The organism is Thioclava nitratireducens (assembly GCF_001940525.2).
Lineage (GTDB): Bacteria > Pseudomonadota > Alphaproteobacteria > Rhodobacterales > Rhodobacteraceae > Thioclava > Thioclava nitratireducens.
The window spans coordinates 2,359,987-2,380,153 of the sequence record NZ_CP019437.1; the positions used below are offsets into that span (position 1 = coordinate 2,359,987).

The 20,167-nt window shown below is 64.8% G+C and carries 20 protein-coding genes; 6 read left to right on the plus strand and 14 right to left on the minus strand.

Features of this window, described 5'->3' with window-relative positions; all coding sequences use genetic code 11:
- Window positions 1–39: 39 nt before the first annotated feature.
- The 4 genes from BMG03_RS11215 (at window position 40) to BMG03_RS11230 (ending at window position 5,064) form a co-directional block, all read left to right on the plus strand.
- Window positions 40–1,518, plus strand: coding sequence for an MFS transporter (locus BMG03_RS11215; protein WP_075774880.1), 1,479 nt, complete (start codon window positions 40–42; stop codon window positions 1,516–1,518).
- 64 nt (window positions 1,519–1,582) lie between these two features.
- A complete protein-coding gene (locus tag BMG03_RS11220) occupies window positions 1,583–2,068 on the plus strand; it encodes an Lrp/AsnC family transcriptional regulator (protein WP_152844310.1) in 486 nt (161 codons plus the stop codon).
- Window positions 2,069–2,170: 102 nt separating this feature from the next.
- Window positions 2,171–3,646, plus strand: coding sequence for an NAD-dependent succinate-semialdehyde dehydrogenase (locus BMG03_RS11225; protein WP_075774881.1), 1,476 nt, complete (start codon window positions 2,171–2,173; stop codon window positions 3,644–3,646).
- Window positions 3,647–3,693: 47 nt separating this feature from the next.
- Window positions 3,694–5,064 carry an aspartate aminotransferase family protein gene (locus BMG03_RS11230; RefSeq protein ID WP_075774882.1) on the plus strand — a complete coding sequence of 457 codons (1,371 nt, stop codon included), beginning with the start codon at window positions 3,694–3,696 and terminating at the stop codon, window positions 5,062–5,064.
- A gap of 21 nt (window positions 5,065–5,085) precedes the next feature.
- Here BMG03_RS11230 and BMG03_RS11235 read toward each other — a convergent pair whose 3' ends face one another.
- The 14 genes from BMG03_RS11235 to pyrH form a co-directional block, all read right to left on the minus strand.
- Complete coding sequence (locus BMG03_RS11235) at window positions 5,086–5,349, minus strand: hypothetical protein (RefSeq protein WP_075774883.1); 264 nt, start codon at window positions 5,347–5,349, stop codon at window positions 5,086–5,088.
- Window positions 5,349–6,500, minus strand: a complete 1,152-nt coding sequence (gene lpxB / locus BMG03_RS11240) for a lipid-A-disaccharide synthase (protein WP_075774884.1) — start codon at window positions 6,498–6,500, stop codon at window positions 5,349–5,351. Before lpxB ends, BMG03_RS11235 begins: the two co-directional genes overlap by 1 nt.
- Complete coding sequence (locus BMG03_RS11245) at window positions 6,497–7,312, minus strand: LpxI family protein (protein WP_075774885.1); 816 nt, start codon at window positions 7,310–7,312, stop codon at window positions 6,497–6,499. The genes lpxB and BMG03_RS11245 overlap by 4 nt, the downstream gene beginning before the upstream one ends.
- Window positions 7,309–8,106, minus strand: coding sequence for an acyl-ACP--UDP-N-acetylglucosamine O-acyltransferase (lpxA, locus tag BMG03_RS11250; RefSeq protein WP_075774886.1), 798 nt, complete (start codon window positions 8,104–8,106; stop codon window positions 7,309–7,311). Before lpxA ends, BMG03_RS11245 begins: the two co-directional genes overlap by 4 nt.
- Before the next feature lie 4 nt (window positions 8,107–8,110).
- Complete coding sequence (gene fabZ, locus BMG03_RS11255; RefSeq protein ID WP_075774887.1) at window positions 8,111–8,572, minus strand: 3-hydroxyacyl-ACP dehydratase FabZ; 462 nt, start codon at window positions 8,570–8,572, stop codon at window positions 8,111–8,113.
- Between the two features lie 122 nt (window positions 8,573–8,694).
- The gene (locus tag BMG03_RS11260; protein ID WP_075774888.1) at window positions 8,695–9,573 is read right to left on the minus strand and encodes an OmpH/Skp family outer membrane protein; all 879 of its coding nucleotides are present in this window, start codon (window positions 9,571–9,573) and stop codon (window positions 8,695–8,697) included.
- 9 nt (window positions 9,574–9,582) lie between these two features.
- The gene (bamA, locus tag BMG03_RS11265; protein WP_075774889.1) at window positions 9,583–11,835 is read right to left on the minus strand and encodes an outer membrane protein assembly factor BamA; all 2,253 of its coding nucleotides are present in this window, start codon (window positions 11,833–11,835) and stop codon (window positions 9,583–9,585) included.
- Between the two features lie 287 nt (window positions 11,836–12,122).
- The gene (locus tag BMG03_RS20745; RefSeq protein ID WP_157771582.1) at window positions 12,123–12,296 is read right to left on the minus strand and encodes a hypothetical protein; all 174 of its coding nucleotides are present in this window, start codon (window positions 12,294–12,296) and stop codon (window positions 12,123–12,125) included.
- Window positions 12,297–12,431: 135 nt separating this feature from the next.
- Complete coding sequence (rseP, locus tag BMG03_RS11270; RefSeq protein ID WP_075774890.1) at window positions 12,432–13,772, minus strand: RIP metalloprotease RseP; 1,341 nt, start codon at window positions 13,770–13,772, stop codon at window positions 12,432–12,434.
- Window positions 13,773–13,775: 3 nt separating this feature from the next.
- Window positions 13,776–14,954 (minus strand): 1-deoxy-D-xylulose-5-phosphate reductoisomerase, encoded by a 1,179-nt coding sequence (gene dxr, locus BMG03_RS11275; RefSeq protein WP_075774891.1) that lies wholly within the window; start codon window positions 14,952–14,954, stop codon window positions 13,776–13,778.
- 3 nt (window positions 14,955–14,957) lie between these two features.
- Entirely contained in the window at window positions 14,958–15,755 is a 798-nt protein-coding gene (locus BMG03_RS11280; RefSeq protein ID WP_075774892.1) for a phosphatidate cytidylyltransferase, read from the minus strand.
- Window positions 15,752–16,426, minus strand: a complete 675-nt coding sequence (uppS, locus tag BMG03_RS11285) for a polyprenyl diphosphate synthase (protein ID WP_240496934.1) — start codon at window positions 16,424–16,426, stop codon at window positions 15,752–15,754. Before uppS ends, BMG03_RS11280 begins: the two co-directional genes overlap by 4 nt.
- A 137-nt stretch (window positions 16,427–16,563) precedes the next feature.
- Entirely contained in the window at window positions 16,564–17,127 is a 564-nt protein-coding gene (frr, locus tag BMG03_RS11290; RefSeq protein ID WP_075774893.1) for a ribosome recycling factor, read from the minus strand.
- Window positions 17,128–17,215: 88 nt separating this feature from the next.
- Window positions 17,216–17,947 carry a UMP kinase gene (gene pyrH / locus BMG03_RS11295; protein ID WP_075774894.1) on the minus strand — a complete coding sequence of 244 codons (732 nt, stop codon included), beginning with the start codon at window positions 17,945–17,947 and terminating at the stop codon, window positions 17,216–17,218.
- Window positions 17,948–18,065: 118 nt separating this feature from the next.
- Here pyrH and miaA point away from each other — a divergent pair, with 118 nt between their 5' ends.
- Window positions 18,066–18,950, plus strand: a complete 885-nt coding sequence (gene miaA, locus BMG03_RS11300) for a tRNA (adenosine(37)-N6)-dimethylallyltransferase MiaA (protein WP_075774895.1) — start codon at window positions 18,066–18,068, stop codon at window positions 18,948–18,950.
- A gap of 180 nt (window positions 18,951–19,130) precedes the next feature.
- Window positions 19,131–19,964: an AraC family transcriptional regulator gene (locus BMG03_RS11305; RefSeq protein WP_077701379.1), complete on the plus strand. Its 834-nt coding sequence runs from the start codon at window positions 19,131–19,133 to the stop codon at window positions 19,962–19,964.
- Window positions 19,965–20,167 lie beyond the last annotated feature (203 nt).

The following is a 20,167-nucleotide window of genomic DNA, read 5'->3' on the forward strand; positions in this document are numbered from 1 at the left end:
GGGTGACACCGCGCGGCAAAGTGCTAGCTATGCCCGGTCATGCTGAGCAGGCTTCGCGAAAATATCATTCCGCTGACGGTGGCGCTGTCGCTCCTGATGGAGCTGATCGACGCGACCGTGCTGGCCACCGCGATTCCGGTGATCGCGCGGGACCTCTCGGTGCCGGTGCTGTCGCTCAAGATGGCGATGGCGACCTACCTGATCGCGCTCGCGGCCTTCGTGCCGATTTCCGGCTGGATCGCGGATCGGATCGGCGCACGACGAACGTTTCTGGCCGCGATGGGTGTGTTTCTCGTGGCCTCGCTCCTCTGCGCGATCCAGACGAGCGTGACGGGACTCGTGCTGGCCCGCGCGCTGCAGGGCATCGGGGCCGCAATGATGAGCCCGGTGGGCCGGCTCATCGTGCTGCGCCACACCTCCAAGGAGGAGATGACCCGCGCAATGGTCTATGTCACCCTGCCCGCGCTGATCGGCCCGGCGCTGGGCCCCTTCGTGGGCGCGACGGTGACGACCTTCCTTGGCTGGCGCTCGATCTTCCTGATGAACCTGCCACTGGGCGCGCTGGCGATCTGGCTGACGCTGCGCCACATGCCCGCCGACGGCCCGCCCGAGCCGAAACCATTCGATTTTCCGGGCTTCGTGCTCTCTGCCGTAGGTCTGGCCTCCGTGATGACCGGGTTTTCCGCGTTGGGCGAGCATATCCTGCCGTGGCAGGCCGCAGTCGCCCTCAGCGTCGCGGGTGTGGCCCTGCTGGTCCTCTACTGGCTGCGCGCGCGCGATACGTCCGAGCCGCTTCTCGATCTGCGGCTATTCCGGCACAGGACGTTCGACGTTTCGATTACCGGCGGGCTGATCTTCCGGCTGTCGAACGGGGCGATCTCGCTTCTGCTGCCGCTGTTCTTCCAGCTGGGGCTCGGCGCTTCCGTGATGGTTTCCGGTGCACTGACCGGGCTGAACGCGGTGGGCGCGGTCAGCCTGCGGACCTTCGTGCCGCGCATCCTCGATCGGTTCGGCTTCAAATGGGTGATGATCTGGGCCGCCGTCATACGGGGCGCCACGATCTTCGGCTTCCTCACCGTGACCAGCATCCATGACTGGCAGTTGATCCCGCTTCTGCTGATCGGCGGCGCCGCGCAATCGGTGGTCTTCACCGCGATCAACTCCATCGGGTTTGCCGATCTCGACCTGCGCGAGATGAGCCCCGCCACCGCCTTCACCGCGATGAGCCGTCAGGTCTCGCTTGCGCTTGGCATCGCGCTGGCGGGCGTGGTTCTGGAACTGACCGCGGGGGCGGCCGCGACCACCACCGGGGCCGAGATGATCCCGATCCACGCTTTCCTCTGGGGATTTGCCATCGCGGGTGCGACGGGACCGCTCTCGGCGCTTTATTTCATGCGCTTGCGCCGGGGCGATGCCGACGGGCTGCGTCGCAAGCGCCGGACGGTCGAGCCCTACGGCTCCTCGCGCGAACGCTTCCACGCTCCGCAGTCCAAGGAGGCGCGCGAACCGGCCGAGTGAGCCCCAGGAGAGCAGCCGGAAAATCGGGGATGCACAAGGCGTTGAGCCGGTGTAGCGTGGCGCCATGATCAAGCTCGACCCCCGCGATATCGAAATTCTGCGCGTGCTGGCACGCGAGGGCCGCATCACCAAGGCGGCGCTGGCCGAGAAGATCAACCTCTCGCCCACGCCCGCATGGGACCGGCTGAAAAAGCTGGAGAAGGCGGGCCTCATCGCTGGCTATCGCGCGACCTTCAACCTCAAGAAGCTCGGGCCGCATGTGACGCTGTTCGTGGCCGCCGAACTGGCCGATCACACCGCCGCCAGTTTCCAGACCTTCGAGCGGTCGCTCGATCAGCACCCCGAGGTCGTGGGCTGCTGGGCTCTGGGCGGCGGCTTCGACTACCTGATGCAGATCGTGACCCGCGACATCGACGCCTATCAGCGGCTGATCGACTCGATGCTGGACGCGCGGATCGGGATCGCGCGCTACTTCACCTATATCGTCACGAAGGAGGTGAAGAACGCCGCCATGCCGCCCTTCGACCTCTTCGCAGACCAAATGGACTGACGGTCGGCGGTATTTCAGCCCAAATGCGGGGCCCGCGCAGCCCATTCGGACTATTACCCTGTCAAAACGGGCGCAGAGTGATCTCAACCAAGGAGGTCTCTCATGCTCGATACCGCCATTTCCGCCCGCCCCGATATCGCCGACAAGCGCCTTCTGCGCAGCTTTGCCTATTTGAACGGTCGCTGGGTCGCCGGCGAGACGGGCGAGGTGATCCCCGTCACCAATCCCGCCAACTCGGAACGGCTGGGCGATATCACCGCACTCAGCCGCAGCCAGTCGCTAGAAGCCGTCGATGCCGCACAGCGCGCGTTTCTCGATTGGTCGACGACGCTCCCGCAGGAGCGCTCCGCGATTATGCGCCGCTGGTTCGATCTGATCATCGAGGCCAAGGATGACCTCGCGCGGATCATGGTGCTCGAACAGGGCAAACCGCTGAGCGAAGCTCTGGGCGAGATCGACTACGCGGCGAGCTTCATCGAATATTACGCCGAAGAGGCCAAGCGCCCGAATATCGAGGGCGTCACCTCGCATCTGCATGACGCAGAGGTGGAGCTGTGGCTCGAACCGGTGGGCGTCGTGGGCCTCGTCACGCCTTGGAACTTCCCCGCCGCGATGCTCACCCGCAAGGCCGCCGCCGCCATCGCGGCTGGCTGCACCGTAGTCGCGCATCCCTCTCACGAGACGCCCTATTCCGCGCTGGCGCTGGCGGAGCTGGCCGAACGCGCGGGCCTTCCCGCAGGCGTGTTCAACGTGCTTACCGGCCACGCCGCCGAGATCGTCGAGCCTTGGGGAGAAGACACCCGTGTTCGCGCGCTGTCCTTCACCGGCTCGACCGAAGTAGGCCGCCTGCTCTATCGCCAATCGGCTCAGACGGTGAAGCGACTGGTCCTCGAACTGGGCGGCCACGCCCCGGTCATCGTCTTCAAGGGTGCCGATCTGGACCGGGCGGTGGAAGAGGTCATCAAGGCGAAATTCGCAACCTCCGGTCAGGACTGCCTCGGCGCGAACCGCATCTATGTCGAGCGCCCCGTCTATGAAGAATTCTGCCGTCGGTTCACCGAGGCCACACAGGCGCTGAGCGTGGGCATCGGCATGGACGACCCCGATATCGGACCGCTGATGAACGAAAAGGCCGTCGCCAAGCAGGAAGAGCATGTCGCCGACGCGCTGGCCAAGGGCGCGAAACTGGCCTGCGGTGGCAAGCGGCTCGACCGCGGCCCGCTGTTCTTCGCGCCGACCGTTCTCATGGATGTGCCCGACAGCGCGAAGATCATGCAGGAGGAAACCTTCGGCCCGGTCGCTCCGGTCACCGTCTTCGACACCGAGGAAGAGGTATTCGATCGCGCCAACGCTACCGAATACGGGCTCGTGGCTTACGTCCATAGCCAGAACCCGAAACGCATCTACCGCGCCACGCGCGCGCTGCAATTCGGCATGGTCGCGGTCAACCGCACCAAGGTCACCGGCGCGCCGATCCCGTTCGGCGGCATGAAGCAGTCCGGCCTCGGCCGCGAAGGCTCGCGCCGCGGAATGGAGGAGTTCATGGAAATCAAATACGTCTGCCGCGACTGGGGCTGATCGCCCCGCCCGCCCGGACGCCCCAAGACAAGAAGAAGGAGAGAAAATTGCTGACCAATGACCAACTCGACAAGTGGGATCGCGAAAGCTTCTTCCACCCCTCGACCCATCTCGCCCAGCACGCGCGCGGCGAGTCCCCCAACCGCATCGTCACCGGCGGCAAGGGCGTCTTCATCGAGGATCGCGACGGCAACAAGCTGCTCGACGCCTTCGCAGGCCTCTACTGCGTGAACGCGGGCTACGGGCGCACCGAAATCTCCGAGGCCATCGCCGAGCAGGCGAAGGAACTGGCCTATTACCACGCCTATGTCGGCCACGGCACGGAAGCCTCGATCACGCTGGCGCATATGGTCCTCGACCGTGCGCCCGATCACATGTCGAAGGTCTATTTCGGCCTGTCGGGCTCGGATGCGAACGAGACCAACATCAAGCTGGTCTGGTATTACAACAACATCCTGAACCGCCCCGAGAAGAAGAAGATCATCTCGCGCTGGCGCGGCTATCACGGCTCGGGGCTGATGACCGGCTCGCTCACGGGGCTGGAGCTGTTCCACAAGAAGTTCGACCTGCCGCTGAGCCAGGTGGTCCACACCGAGGCGCCCTATTACTTCCGCCGCCCCGATGAGGCGATGTCGGAAGAGGCCTTCACCGCCTATTGTGCCACGGAGCTGGAGCAGCTGATCGAACGCGAAGGCCCCGACACCATCGCCGCCTTCATCGGTGAGCCGGTTCTGGGCACGGGCGGCATCGTGCCCCCGCCGAAAGGCTACTGGGAGGCGATTCAGAAAGTGCTGAACAAATACGACATCCTGCTGATCGCAGACGAGGTCGTGACCGGCTTCGGACGTCTGGGGAGCATGTTCGGCTCGGATCACTACGGCATGAAGCCCGACCTGATCACCATCGCCAAGGGCCTGACCTCGGCCTATGCGCCGCTCTCCGGAACGATCGTGAGCGACAAGGTCTGGAAAGTGCTCGAGCAAGGCACCGACGAGAACGGCCCGATCGGACACGGCTGGACCTATTCGGCGCACCCGATCGGGGCGGCGGCCGGTGTCGCGAACCTCGAACTGATCGACAAGCTGGGTTTGGTCGAGAATGCGGGTAAAGTCGGCAAATACCTCAATGACCAGATGCGCGCCGCCATCGGCGAGCACGCGAATGTCGGCGATATCCGCGGCGAAGGAATGCTCTGCGCGGTGGAATTCGTCTCGGATCGCGACAACCGCACCTTCTTCGACGCCTCCGACAAGATCGGCGCGAAGATCGCAGGCGCGATGGTCGAGCGTGGCGTGATCGGGCGTGCGATGCCGCAGGGCGACATCCTTGGCCTCGCCCCGCCGCTGTGCCTGACCGAGGCGGAGGCCGACAAGATCATCGAAGTCACCGCCGATGCCGTGAAATCGGTGCTGGGCTAAGGCCCCTCGGCAGGGGTCGTCTTACGAGGCGAGCTCTGCCAGCCATGCGGCAATCGCCGCGCGGCTGTCTGGATCGGGCGAATGATGCGAGACTATGAAATCGTCGAGCCATTCGCGCCGCTCCTCCGGCGTCTTCGGACCGAGCGCCCAGCCGAGCCGTGCCATCAATCGCTCCGCATCGCGATGACAGCGCCCACAGGATTGCGTGAAAAGCTGCGCCGGATCGGGTTCGGCCAAAACGCTTCCCGCCCAAAATGTCAGCGTCATCACCAAAAAGACGCGCATCACGCCCTCCCGAGAAACTCCAGAACCGAACGCGCCGCACGAAGGCCGGGCGGCTCGCCGCCCTCGCCCAAACGGCGCATCACCTCTTCCATCGCGGCCATCTGCTCGTCACGCGCCGCATCTTCTTCCAGCAACTCCAGCATCTTTGCCGAAATCTCGCGCGGCTTGCATTCGGGGCCGAGGAATTCCGGGATCACCCGCGTGTCCGAGACCAGATTGACCAGCGTCACCGTGTCGATCTTGAGCATCCGCGAGATAATATGCCAAGTCAGGAAATTCGCGTCATAGGCGATGACCATCGGCACCCGGTTCGCCGCCAGCTCCAGACTGACAGTCCCCGAGGCCGCCAGAGCGATATCGGCGGCGGCGAAAGCCGCGCGCTTGTCATCGGCATTCTCGACCACGATCGGCGCGACCGGCCAGCGCGCGGTCATCTCGCGCACCATTGGCGCCACGCCCCGCACCGTCGGCAGCACGACGCGCAGCCCCGGCTCGCGGTCGCGCAGCTGCATCAGCGCCTCGTCGAACCGTGCCCCGAGCCGCTTTACCTCGCCGCGCCGCGAGCCCGGCAGACACAGCGCCAGCGGTTGATCCTCGCCGATCATATGGGTCTCGCGGAAGGCCGCCGCGTCCGCACCGGTCGCACGCGGTTCGGCGACGACGGGATGGCCCACGAAATCGCAACTCATCCCGGCGGCTTCCATATAGGGCGGCTCGAAAGGCAGCAGCGCGAGCACGTGATCGACCACCCGCGCCATCTTCTGCGCACGCCCCGGACGCCACGCCCAGACCGAGGGCGCGACATAGTGGACCACCTTGAGATCAGGCCTTTTTTCCTTCACCAGCCGCGCGACGCGAAGGCAGAAATCGGGACTGTCGATGGTGATCAGCGCTTCGGCGCCGCTATCGATCACATGATCCGCGGTCTCGGCGATGCGACGTTTCAGATGGCGGTATTTCGGCAGAACTTCCATCAGCCCCATGACCGAAAGCTCTTCCATCGGGAAGAGGCTGGTCAGGCCCTGCGCGCCCATTTCCTCGCCGCCAATGCCGGACCATTCGACGTGCGGCGCAAGCTCGTTAATCCCCGCCATCAGGGCGCCGCCGAGCTTGTCGCCCGAAGCCTCGCCCGCGATGACGTAGAGCCTCATGACGCCCGCGCCCAGAGAAAGAGGCCCGCTTCCTCGGCGGCCTCGATGACCGCGTCGCGGTCGAGAAGCATCACGCCGCCCGCCTCGAAGGCGATACCGGACAGGCCAGCAGCGGCGGCGTTCTTCACCGTCTCAACGCCAATGGCGGGCAGATCGGCGCGACGGTCCTGATCGGGTTTCGGTGCCTTGTAGAAGACCCCTTTCACCGCTTTAAGATCGCCGCGCAAGCCTTTGTGGTGACGCACGAAATCAAGCATTGCGTCGGTGCCCGGCAGTGTCTCGACGGCAAGGCAAAGCCCGCGCCCAACGACCGCCCCCTGACCGATATCCGAGGCCCCAAGCGCGGCCACGATTTCGGCGCCACGCTCGGCGTCGTCTTCGTCCACGGCGGACGGTTTGCCGCACAGCACCCCCGCCTCGGGCAGCAATGCCGGCACTAATTCATGCGCGCCGACGACCTCCAGATCGAACTCCTCGAAGACCTCGATCACTGCCCGCAACGTCGCATCGTCGCCCGCCTGCATCGCCATGGCTAGACGCGGCACCAGTTGCGCCGAGCGCGGATCGAACTGCTCGGGGTCGATCGCGGGTCGCTGCATCGCGCCGGCGAACACCACTCGCTCGATCCCGCGATCGGCCAGTTCGTCGAGAAACGGCACCAGCCGCTCGATCCGGAATCGCAGGTGATAGCCGTCCAGATGGCAGGGCGCGCCGATCATCTCGCAAACGAGGATGTCCGGCACGGCCTCTTGCACGATCGCGGGCAGACGGCCAGAGCCGGCGATCAGCGCGGTATGCTTGCCCCCGCTCATTTGCCGGGCGTCAGGAAGCTGCGCTCGGACGGGCCGAGGATGAAGTCGAGCACTTCGCGCGCCAATTCGCCCTCGACACCCTCTTCGGAGAGGGTTCGCGCGCTTTCGCGGAAGCTGCCCTGACCGAGCGCCTCGACGGTCTTGCGCAATGCCGAGATTTCCTCGCGCGGCGTTCCGCGACGCTTCAGGCCCACGAGGTTCAGCCCTTCGAGCCCGGCGCGGGGCCCTGCGACCAGCGCGTGCGGGATAACATCCGCCGTCACCATCGACAGCGCGCCGATGATTGCGCCGCGCCCGATGCGGACGAACTGGTGCACGCCCGAGAGGCCCCCGACGATCACGTCATCGCCCAGCACGCAATGCCCCGCCACCGCGACCGAATTCACCAGAATGACCCGATCGCCCAGCTTGCAGTCATGCGCGACGTGGCACGACGACATGAAGAGCCCGTCATCGCCGATCTCGGTCAGCCCGCCGCCGCCCTCCGTGCCGGTATTCATCGTCACGTATTCGCGGATGCGGTTGCGCTTGCCGATCTTCAGCCGCGTCTTCTCGCCGTTGAATTTCAGATCCTGCGGGATCTGCCCGAGCGAGGCGAAAGGAAACACCTCCGTCTCGTCGCCGATCTCGGTCGCGCCTTGCACGACGACATGGCTTTGCAACGACACGCCGCGGCCGAGCACGACCTCGGGGCCGACCACGCAGAACGGACCGATCCGGCAGTCCGGACCGATCACCGCCCCGGGCTCGACCACCGCGGAGGCGTGAATCTGCGCGCTTGGGTCAATGCTCATGCATTCAGCCCTGAAGGTCCATCATCGCGGTGAACTCGGCTTCGGCGGCCAGTTCGCCATTCACCGTACCCCGGCCCTCGAATTTCCAGATCTTGCCGCCGCCACGCTTCACGGAGACGTGCAGCTCCAGCACGTCGCCCGGAACCACCTTGCGACGGAACTTGCACTTGTCGATACCCATGAAATAGGTCAGCAGCGGCTTGTCGATCACGTCGAGCGAAATCCCCACGACGACCGCCGAGGTCTGCGCCATCGCCTCGACGATGGTGACACCGGGCATGATCGGCTCTTCCGGGAAGTGGCCCTGGAAATGCGGCTCGTTCGCGGTGACGTTCTTGATTCCGACCGCGCCCTTGTTCGGAACGATGTCACGCACCTTGTCGATGAGCAGGAACGGATAACGATGCGGAATGATGCGCTTAATGAGCGACAGATCGGCTTCGGTATAGGGGGCGGGTTCGGTCATGAGCTGTCCTCGTTCTCGGGCAAATTGCGCCTGCGGCCGCATTAGGGCGCCGCATCACGCAATCGTCGCTTTTGGCTTGTTGCTAGCAATCGCGGCCTCGCTTGGCAAGCAGCGCGCGCCTGCTATTGCTCCGGCTTGGTGTCCGTCGGAGTGGCCTGAGTACCATCTACCACCGGCAGACCGAGCGGCAATCCGGGCGCATCGCGGGTCGCCCCGTCCAGCGTGGAATTGCCGTTGCCCTTGGGCTTCGTGTTCGGCGTCGTATCCACGAAAACGCCTGCCTCGCCACTCGAATCCGTCGTCGCGCCATTCGCAGGTTGATCCGGAGCGGGCTGGGAAGGCGCCGCCTGATCCGAAGGCGCGGGCGTATCGGTCGCCGCACCCGCGCTGTCATTGGAGGCGGGCGGGACCAGCGGTGTCACGCGCCCGGCCCCGTCGCCGATTTCCTTATCGACCCGCGCGCCGAGTTCCTGCGTCACGTCGGCCTGCGCGAGCCCGCGGATGATCGCGCGGGAATCGAGCACCACGACCGCACCGCGCGCCCGCAGTACCTCGTCGAGCAACGGCACCACCGTTTGCACGAAGGTCTGGTGCTCCTGATTGAGCTGGCGCTGGATCGCATCGGCCTTGGCCTTCTGGGCCTGACGAATATCGGTTGCCCGCTTATCGAACGCATCGGCGGCTTTCTGGAACGCGTCCGAAGGCATCGTCAGCCGCTCCTCGGTGAGCTTTCGCTCCTCCGCCTCGAGCTGACTCGCGATCCGGTCATTTTCCTTGCGCAGCGCGCTCGACGCGGCCTGAATCTCGGATTGCACCCGCTTGCCCCACAGCGAGTTGTCGTAAAGCTTCTCCCAATCGAGGGTCAGAACCGCGCTCTGTTGTGCGCGCGGCCCCAAGGCCTGCGCGTCGGGAGTCTGACCTGCCGATTGCGCGACAGCCGCGCCGGGCCCGAAGGCCAGCGCGGCTGCGATAAGGGTGACGGAGATACGGCTCAGACGCATCGCGCGCCCTTAGAACTGCGTGGAAAGAGACAGATCGAAGTTCTGCGTCTTGTCGTAGCTTTCTTTCTTGATCGCGCGCGAGAAGTTCAGACGCAGCGGGCCGATCGCCGATTTCCAGAACAGCGATACGCCGACCGCGGAACGGACATGCATCGAGTCGTCGACCTCGTTACCGCCAGTGCCCTTGGTGTCATCCAGACCCCAGACGGAGCCAACATCCCAGAACACGCCGCCGGTGATGCCGTATTCCTCGGGCAGACCGATCGGGAACTCCGCTTCGACCTTGCCGACCCAGTAGTAGTTGCCGCCGAGCGCGTCTCTGTTCGCTGCATTGAGATCACGCGGACCGATACCGTAGCTCTCGAAGCCGCGGATCTGGCTACCCGAGAAGCGTTGCAGGATCGTCGAACCATCCGTGGCATCGACCGCGCCGCCTTCGAGCGAGGCGCGCAGCGTCGCTTCCTCGTTGAAGATCTTGCGCTCGCCGACGATCTTCGCGGTGGTTTGGCCACCTTTCACGTCACCGCCCAGGCCCCAGAACTGCTGGTCGACGTTGAAGCGCCAGGTAAAACGCGGGTCGATCTGTTCGCGCGAGGTGTCGTAGCTGTAGCGAAGGCCCGGGCCGCTGTACCGCTGCGAGCCCTTGTCGGTTTCTTCGTCCCGCAGGATCTGCGACGAGTTGGTCGGCACGTTGTTCAGCGTGTCTTCGCCGATCTTGTAGCTCACCTGCAGCCGGCCGCGCTCGGAGACCGGGAATTCCAGCGCCGGTTCGATGCTGATACGGCGCGTGTCGTAATTGGTGTTCGTAGCCGAGCTGGACGTCGCATAGATCGCCGAGAATTTCAGCGCCACGTCACGGCCGAGGAAAGCCGGCTCGACGAAGCGGATGCTCGAGCTGTTGTTGTCCTTGGTCGTTCCGAGCGACAGGCCGAGATATTGCCCGCGGCCGAGGAAGTTCTTCTCTTCCAGCGAGGCGTTGAAGCCGATCCCGTCGGTCTTGGAATAGGACGCGCCGAAACCGAGCGAGCCGGTGGGTTGCTCCTCGACGTTCACGTCGACCACGACTTGATCGGAGTTGCTGCCCGGCTTGGTGTTCACGTCGACCGACTTGAAATAGCCGGTGCCACGGATCCGGTCAGCCGCGTTCGAGATCTCGCGCGGGTTGTAGGGGTCGCCTTCGACGGTGCGGAATTCGCGCCGGATCACCCGGTCGAGCGTCGCCGTGTTGCCTTCGATGTCGATGCGCTGCACGAAGACGCGCGGGCCACGGACCAGAACGAAATCGACATTGACCGACTGCGTGCGCGGGTCTTCGGTGATGCGGGGATCGACGCGGACAAATTGCACGCCCTTCTTGATCGCAAGCTGCTCCATCCGGGTCACGGCCAATTCGATCGCCTTTGGCGAGAAGGTCTGACCTTGGCGGATCTTGGTGAGCGGCGCGAACTCGTCAGGCGCAAGCCCGTCGATCTCGGAGCTCGTGTTGATCGCGTTGAAGTGGTATTTCTGCCCTTCGATGATGTTGAAGGTCATGAAGAACGCATCGCGCTGACGCGACATCTGCGAGGACACGCCGGTGACCTGCACGTTCTTGTAGCCGCGCGCCTGGTAGAACTCGATCAGTTTCTGACGGTCGACCGGAATGCGGCTTGCGTTGAACGTGTCGTTCTTCACGAAGGTGCGGAAAATCCCCGCCTGCTTCGTCTCGAGAACCTGACGCAGACGACGATCCGAGAAGGAGCGGTTGCCGGTGAAAGTCACACGTTCGATCGAGGTGACTTTGCCTTCCTTGATCTCGAAGGCCACGTCGACGCGATTGTTGTCGCGGCGAATGACCTTCGGCACGACACGCGCGGCCATGCGGCCATCCTCGGAATAGGCACGCGCCAGACGCTGGGCGTCCGCTTCGATCTGGGCGGGATTGTAGACACGGTTCGGCTTCGCCTGAATGATCGCGGCGAGCTGCGCATCCTTGATGATCTTGTTGCCTTCGAAATTGATCACGCTGATCGTCGGATATTCCGTAACGGCGATCTTGAGCGTGTTGCCCTGCGGCGTGATCGCAACGTTCTCGAACAGGCCGGAATTCGTCAGACGCTGGTAAGCCGCGTTCAGATCGGCGGCGGTGACGGGCTGATTGCGGGCGATTCTGGCGAAGGACAGAATCGTCGCCGCGTCGACGCGCTCGTTACCGGTGATGACCACCTGCGAGAAGCTGTATTGCTGCGCCTGAGCGATCACGGGAACCGCGAGGCAACTCATTGCAACTGCTGGAAATACTACGCTGGCCCGCAGTGCCTTTCGCGTCGCACAGAGTCTCAGCATAGTTTGCACGCTCATCGACATCGCCCTCTCCCGCCGGAAGTTCACTTTTCCCTTTGGTTAGGGTGGTAGCGAAGGGCGTAACCGATGTCAAAGCTGGGATGGCCCCTCGGCCCCGAGATTTTGTGGACCGCGATCATCTTGCCACGAAGGAAAGGGCCGCGAAGGCGGCCCCGGGATCAAGGAAGAACGGATTTTGCGGGCGTCGCGCCCCTGTCGGCTCCGGCTCAGATGCGCTGGAAGCTCGAAGCGTCGCCGCCGAGAATGTCGATCAGTTGAACACCGATCAGAGCCGCACCGAGAAGCGCGACCAGAACCGCCGCGATGAACAGCAGCCGGTCGCCGACAATATCCACCAAGGGGCGGAGTTCGCGATAGTGATGCGCGATGATCTCGGACATGGGTGGCCTCCTTCGCGCGAGTTGCGCCTAAAGGTTCCCTACCCGGCCTTCATGTCGGCATTGCGAGGCAAATGTGGCGAAACCGCGGCACCGCCCGGTCGCGCGCCCATCAGGCTCCGCTCAGTCAGTCCCCGCTCAGCAGGTCAGATCGTTCCACAGCCCGAAGACCATCAGCGTCAGCACCAGCGCCAGCCCGATCGACATGAAGACGTTCATCAACTGATCGGAGGGCGGCTTGCCCGTGATCGCTTCGTAGAGGTGGAACATCAGGTGGCCGCCATCGAGCACCGGGATCGGAAAGAGGTTCAGGAAACCCACAGCCGTCGACAGCACCGCGATGAACCAGATGAAGTCGAGCATCCCCGATTTCGCCGCCGCAGCCGAAGTCTCGGCAATGCGCAGCGCGCCGGTGAGATTACAGCTCGAAATCCGCTGCGCGATCATCGCCTGAATGCCCGAGACCGATTGCGTGATGATGCCCCAGGTCTGGGTCACGCCACCCACCAGCGCATCGACAGGGCCGACCGATTGGGTTACCGGCTCGAACATGAACGAGCCCGTGGCGCCGATCAGGAACCGGGTCTCGAATTGCCCGTCGCCCACCGGCAGATCGGTGCGGCGCGGCTCGAGCGTCACGGAGAACGTCTTGCCCGCATCCCCCTCGGGCCGCCAGATATCGAGCGCGACCGGCTTGCCCGCGCCCGCTTTCACCGCATCCTGCAGATCGATGAAACGATAGACCGGCTTGCCGTCGATCGCCGTGATCACGTCGCCGGCCCGCAGCCCGGCATCATAGGCGGCCGAGCCGGGTTGAACGCCCGCAAATCGCGCCGGGAAAAGCTGCGGTCCCGTGGCGTCGGTTTTGCTGCCATCGCGGGTTACGGTGTAATCGAGCGTCGGCCCTGCGGGCAGTTGATCGACCACGTCGGAGAGCGCTTGATAATCCGGCGTCGGCTTGCCCGCCACCGCGTCGATCACGTCGCCCTGTTGCAGATCGCCTGCCCCACCGGGCAGCGCCACGACAGTCTGGATCGCGGGCGTCTCGGTCGCCTTTCCGGCCCAGAGGCTCAATCCCGCGATCACGAGGATAGACAGAATGAAGTTGAAGACCGGCCCTGCCGCCACGGTCGCGGCCCGTGCCCAAAGAGGCGCGCCATGCATGGTGTGGCGGCGTTCCTCGGGGCTCAGGTGCTGCATCTCCTCGACATCGACCCCGGCCGAGGCCGCGTTCGCATCGCCCAGAAACTTGACGTAGCCGCCCAATGGCACCGCCGCGATCTGCCAGCGCGTGCCATGCTTGTCGACGCGGCTGATCAGCTTGGGCCCGAAGCCCAGCGAGAAAACCTCTGCCTTGATGCCGGAAATCCGTCCGATGATGTAATGGCCGTATTCATGCACCGCGACGATGATCGAGAGCGCGACGACGAAGGCCACCACGGTATAGAGCAGATTTCCGAATTGGGGCAGCAGGTCCAAAACTCAGATCCTTCCGTGTTCACAGATCGCCATTGCGCGCGCGCGCGCCTCGGCGTCGCAGCTCAGAACCATATCGAGGTCTTTCGCCGCGATTCCAAGCCCCTGATCCCGCGACATCTCGCCCAAGGTGGTCTCGACCAGCGCCGCCATGTCGAGAAATCCGATACGTCCCGCGATGAACAGATCGAGCGCCACCTCCTTGGCGGCGTTGAACACGGTGCCCGCCAGACCGCCCGCTTCCATCACCTCACGCGCCAATCGCAGCGCGGGGAACCGTTGCAGATCGGGCGTGCGGAAATCGAGCTGTCCGATCTTCGCCAGATCGAGCTTCTCGACCGGAAGCGGCTTTCGCGCGGGCCAGTTGAGCGCATAGCCGATCGCATGGCGCATGTCGGGCACACCCATATGCGCCATCAGCCCGCCATCGTGGAACCCGACCAACGAATGGACGATGCTCTGAGGATGCACGAGGACTTCGATCTGCTCTGGCGCGAAACCGAAGAACTCTTTCGCCTCAATAACTTCCAAGGCTTTGTTGAACATGGACGCGGAGTCGATCGTGATCCGCTGCCCCATGTCCCAATTCGGATGCGCCGAGGCCTCTGCCACGGTCGCATGGGCCAGCTTTTCCATCGGCCAGTCGCGGAATGCGCCGCCCGAGGCGGTGATGATAACCCTTTCGACCGCAGCGATATCCTCGCCCACGAGCCCTTGGAAAATCGCCGAATGCTCACTGTCCACCGGCAGGATCGTCGCGCCATGGGTGCGCGCCTCGGCCATCAGGAGCGGCCCGGCGGTGACCAGCGACTCCTTGTTCGCCAGCGCCAACGTCGCCCCTTGCGAGAGCGCCGCGAAGCCGGGTGCGAGCCCCGCCGCGCCGACGATCCCCGACAGAACCCAATCTGCGGGGCGATAGGCCGCCTCGATCAAAGCCTGCGGCCCGGCGGCCACCTCGATCCCGGTCCCGGCGAGTGCATCGCGCAAGGCGGGCAGGCAATCGTCGAATGCGGTTACGGCCAGATCGGCTTTCAGCGCCACGGCCTGCTCGGCCAGTCGCGCAACATTGCGGCCCGCACTCAGCGCCACGACGTCGTAGGCTTCCGCCCCGCCCTGTGCCATCAGCAGATCAAAGCAGCTTTCCCCGATCGAGCCGGTTGCCCCGAAGACCGAAACCTTCCGCATCGTTCAGCCTTCCGTCAGCGGCAGGGTCGTCACCTGCGAGATCAGCATCAGGAACACGACGGCCCCGGTCAGCGCGTCGAACCGGTCGAGCACACCGCCATGGCCCGGGATCAGAGAGGAGCTGTCCTTCACCCCGGTCGCGCGCTTGATCGCGCTTTCGGCGATGTCGCCCAGCTGGCCCGCGAAGGCCAGAAGCGGCGAGATCCAGATCATCGCGAGACCGCCGCCCATCTGGGCAAAGACGAAGCCCACGAGCGCCGCGCCGACCCAGCCGCCGATCGTGCCCGACCATGTCTTCTTCGGGCTGACCTTGGGCCAGAATTTCGGTCCGCCGACCGTCCGGCCGACGAAATATCCCATGATATCAGAGACAACGACCACCGCGACGATCCATGTGATCGCACCCAGCCCCGCGCCTTCTCGCAGCGCCACCAGCCCGTATCCCGTCAGCATGATCGCCAGCGCATAGGCCGCGCCGATCCGGCGCCGCCCGGTGCAGATCACCGCCGCCATGATCGGTACGATCAGCAGGTAAATCAGCCCGTAAGGTTCGTGGATCACGAAGACGAAGGTCAGGGTCGCCGCCGCCACGAGCCCCAGACCCACGGCTTTGCCGGGGCGTTCGGGGCGCAGCATCTCGGTCAGCTCCCAGACCATCAGCCCGGTGACGAGCACCGAGAGCGCCGCGAAGACCGGCCCGCCCCACCAGATCGCGGCAAGCCCGATCGCGACCATTGCAAGCCCGGAGGCGAGCCGCGGGACGAGATCGCCCCATTTGCCGGTCCGCGGCTGACGGGTCACGAGGCGACCCCGCCGAAGCGCCGCTCGCGCCCGGCGAACCGCTCGAGGATGTCCGCAAGCTCGGCCGGGGTGAAATCGGGCCAGAGCGTGGGCGTGAATTCATATTCGGAATAGGCCGCCTGCCACGGCAGGAAATTCGAGGTCCGCGTCTCGCCCGAGCTGCGGATCACCAGATCGGGATCGGGCATCCCCGCGCTGTCGAGCCGGGCCGAGATCAGGGCCTCGTCGACCGCATCGACATCGATCTTTCCCGCGGCCACGTCACGCGCGATGGATTGCGCGGCGCGCTTCAGCTCGTCGCGCCCGCCGTAATTGATCGCAACCGCCAGCGTCAGCTTCGAATTGCCCTTGGTGCGGGTCTCGATCGCGTCCATCGTCTCGCGCAGAAGCGGGTCGAGCGGCGTCCGGTCCCCAATGAAGCGCAGCTCGACGCCCTGACGCGACAGCTCCGCCGCCTCGCGTTTGATCATCAGCCGGAACATCTTCATCAGACCAAGAACTTCCTGCGTCGAACGCTTCCAGTTCTCGGTCGAGAAGGCGTAGATCGTCATGTAGCGGATGCCGAGGTCGGGCGCGGCCTGCACGACCTTCTTGATCTGCTCCGCCCCCTTGCGGTGACCGGCGAGACGCGGCCAGCCCCGCTGGGTGGCCCACCGCCCATTGCCATCCATGATGATCGCGACATGCAGCGGCGCAGGCGCGCCGCCGTCATGCCCCTGCGGGGTTTGGGCGATATCGGGAATGCTAGGGGCCATCGGCGATGTGATCCTTCTCGCGCAGGACGCAATGCGGGGCTGAGGCCGAGGCCTCAGACCTGCATGATTTCGGCTTGCTTGTCTTCCAGCGCCTTGTCGACCTTCGCGATATGCGCGTCGGTCATCTCCTGGACTTCGCTCTCCCAGAGCTTCACGTCATCTTCGGACATGCCGTCGGCCTTGGCCTTCTTGATCTGGTCCATGCCATCGCGACGTACGTTGCGGATCGCGACGCGGGCGTGCTCTGCATATTGGGCGGCGACTTTGGTCAGTTCGCGGCGGCGTTCCTCGTTGAGCTCGGGGATCGGCAGCATGATGATCGTCCCGTTGGTCTGCGGGTTGATGCCCAGACCCGATTCACGGATCGCCTTCTCGACCTTGCCGACGAGGCCCTTGTCCCAGACGTTGATCGTGACCATCCGCGGCTCGGGCACGTTGACGGTCCCGACCTGGTTGATCGGGGTCATCTGGCCATAGGCTTCGACCTGAACCGGCTCCACCATCGAAGCCGAGGCGCGGCCCGTGCGCAGCGACGCGAATTCATGCTTGAGCGAGCTCATAGCGCCATCCATACGGCGTGCCAGGTCATCGGTATCGATCTCGAAATCGTCGGACATTGGGTATTTCCCGTTCTTGTTGAGCCTCGGGCCGAGCTTTAGCGCAGCTCGCAGGCGAAAACTAGCATTTGTGATCGTCGCGCGGCGCTCAGCCCTGCACTTTGGTGTAGGTGCCTTCGCCTGCCAGAATGCCGCGGAAGCCACCCGGCTCGTCAAGCGAGAACACGATGATCGGCTTGTTGTTGTCGCGTGCGAGCGCGATCGCCGAGGCATCCATCACTCCGAGATTCTTCTGAAGAACCTCGTCATAGCTGACGGTATCGTACCGTTTCGCATCGTCGAATTTCTTCGGGTCCTTGTCATAGACCCCGTCGACCTTGGTGCCCTTGAAGATCGCTTCGCAGGACATCTCGTTGGCGCGCAGCGTCGCGGCCGTGTCGGTGGTGAAATAGGGGTTGCCGGTGCCGGCGGCGAAGATGCAGACCCGCTTCTTCTCGAGGTGGCGTACGGCGCGGCGGCGGATATAGGGCTCGCAGACCTGATCCATCGGGATGGCCGAGATTACGCGGGTGAAGACGCCCAGACCTTCCAGCGCCGATTGCATCGCCAGCGCGTTCATCACGGTCGCGAGCATCCCCATGTAATCGGCCGTCGTGCGCTCCATCCCCTGAGCAGAGCCCGCAAGCCCGCGGAAAATGTTGCCGCCGCCGATTACCATGCAGATTTCGACACCGAGATCGCGCACCGACTTCACTTCATGCGCTATACGCGACACGGTCGGCGGATGCAGGCCGTAGCCCTGGTCCCCCATCAGCGCCTCGCCCGAGATTTTCAGTAGCACGCGATTGTATTTGGCCGCGGGATGCGTCTCGGCGCTCATCTGATCCTCCGATGGGCTGTTGTCATTGGCGCGCAAAATGATCCAAATAGAGCCGGGGTTCAACCTCTTGCAGAAGCGTTGTTCCCCGAGCCCGACAGAAAGCCTGCAAGAGCCGCCGATGCCGCCTGCCCTGCCCGATATATCGCCGCGAACGCCCGTGCTGATCGCGGGCGCCACGGCGAGCGGAAAATCGGCGCTGGCACTGTCGATCGCCGAAGCCGCGGGCGGCATCGTGATCAATGCCGATGCGCTTCAGGTCTGGTCCTGCTGGCGGGTGCTGAGCGCGCGACCCTCGCCCGAGGAAGAGGCCCGCGCGCCGCATGCCCTCTACGGGCATCTCGATCCCGGCGCGGACTATTCCGTCGGCCATTGGCTGCGCGATGTCACGCCGCATCTGGAGGCATTTCACGCAGGCGGGCCGCGCCCGATCGTCGTTGGCGGCACCGGGCTCTATTTCACGGCGCTGACGCAGGGATTGGCGGAGATCCCTGAAACGCCACCGGAAATTCGCGCCGAGGCCGATCATCGGCGGCTCTCGGAAGGCCATGCGGGGATGCTGGGCGAGCTCGACGCGACGACCCGCGCGAAGATCGATCCGCAGAACCCGATGCGCGTCCAGCGCGCGTGGGAGGTGTTGCGCGCCACCGGCGAAGGCCTCGCCGTGTGGCAGGCCCGCACCCCGCCGCCGCTTCTGCCGCTCGAGACTGCGGCGCCCCTCCACCTCGATCCGGAGCGCGACTGGCTGGCCGAACGCATCGATCGCCGGTTCGATCTGATGCTTGAACAAGGCGCGCTCGACGAGGTTCGCAGGATGGAGCCGATCTGGGATCCGGATGCGCTTTGGGCGAAGGCGATCGGAGCGCCGGAATTGATCGCGCATTTGCATGGCCAACTCGATCTGAGTGAGGCGCGCAAACGCGCGCAGGCGGCAAGTCGCCAATATGCCAAGCGGCAACGCACATGGTTTCGTAGCCGTATGAAGGCGTGGCACAAGATCACGTAGACTGTGACCCAACGGCAACTGCGCATCCGGGCTTCTGTGGAAAATTCCTTGGTCGCTAAGCGGGTTGCGGGCTATCCTCCCGCCGTCATCGCTTGGGATCAACGCATCGTGAAGCTCTTTTCCACTCCGCCCCTGTCGCAGCTGTCGCAGGCCAAGACCGTAAGGCCCGGGTCGCAGTCCATGTCCGGCCCGACGCGCGGCGACGTCGGCCAGCCTTCGGAACTGCCCACCGTTCCGCGGGAACCACGGCTCGTGCAGATCGCCCATCTGGCCAAGGGCGGGCGTTGGCGGGTCGAGGCAATGCGCGCCCATTCCGAACCTTGCCTTCTGTGGTTCTCTCGAGGGCAGGGCCGGATCACGCTGGCGGGCGTGACGCGCGGCTATGGGCCAAATAACGCGATTTTCATCCCGCCGGGCGTGATGCACGGCTTCGAGATTTCCAACCAGACCCACGGTCAGGCGCTGTTCTTCGGGCGCGACAGCGACATCGTCTTGCCGCCCGCTGCCCATCACCTGCGCATCCGGGAGGCGATCGCACAGGGCGAAATCGGCTCGATCTTGGAAGCGATCCAGCGCGAGAACGAGAGCACGCGTCCCGCCGCCGACCGGGCACTGCGCAGCCATCTGGGCCTGCTCAGCGTTTGGCTCGAGCGACAGATCGCGAGCAATGCGAGCGAGGCGATCCGCCCGAGCGCGGCGCGCCGTCTGGTTACGCGCTACGCCGTTCTGGTCGAGCGCGAGTATCGCGCGGGAACGCCGGTCGCGGATATCGCGCGCGAACTGGGCGTAACACCGACCCATCTGTCGCGTGCCTGTCGCGACGCCTGCGGGAAATCGGCTCTGGAACTGATGCAGGAGCGGCGCCTTTACGAAGCCCGCCGCCTGCTGCGCGATACCCCCGTTCCGATCAAGGAGATCGCGCAGCTTCTGGGATATCGCAGCGCCGGATATTTCTCCCGCGCCTTTCAGGCCGGCACCGGCAGTACCCCGATCGCCTTCCGCCGCGCCACCTGAGCGGCGTCTCGCGCCGCGAGGAAGGGCCGGCGGGCTTGCCTTCCGAGCGGGCCCCGGGCCGATCGCCCCGGGGGACTGCGACCGGCCGACGCGTGGGTCGCGTCTGGGCGAATTCGACCCATCACGCCAAGGGCGACGATACCTCGCAGCCTCGATCCGTGCGCCGAGGCGGCGGGGAAATCGCCCTCGCGCGTTTGTCACAC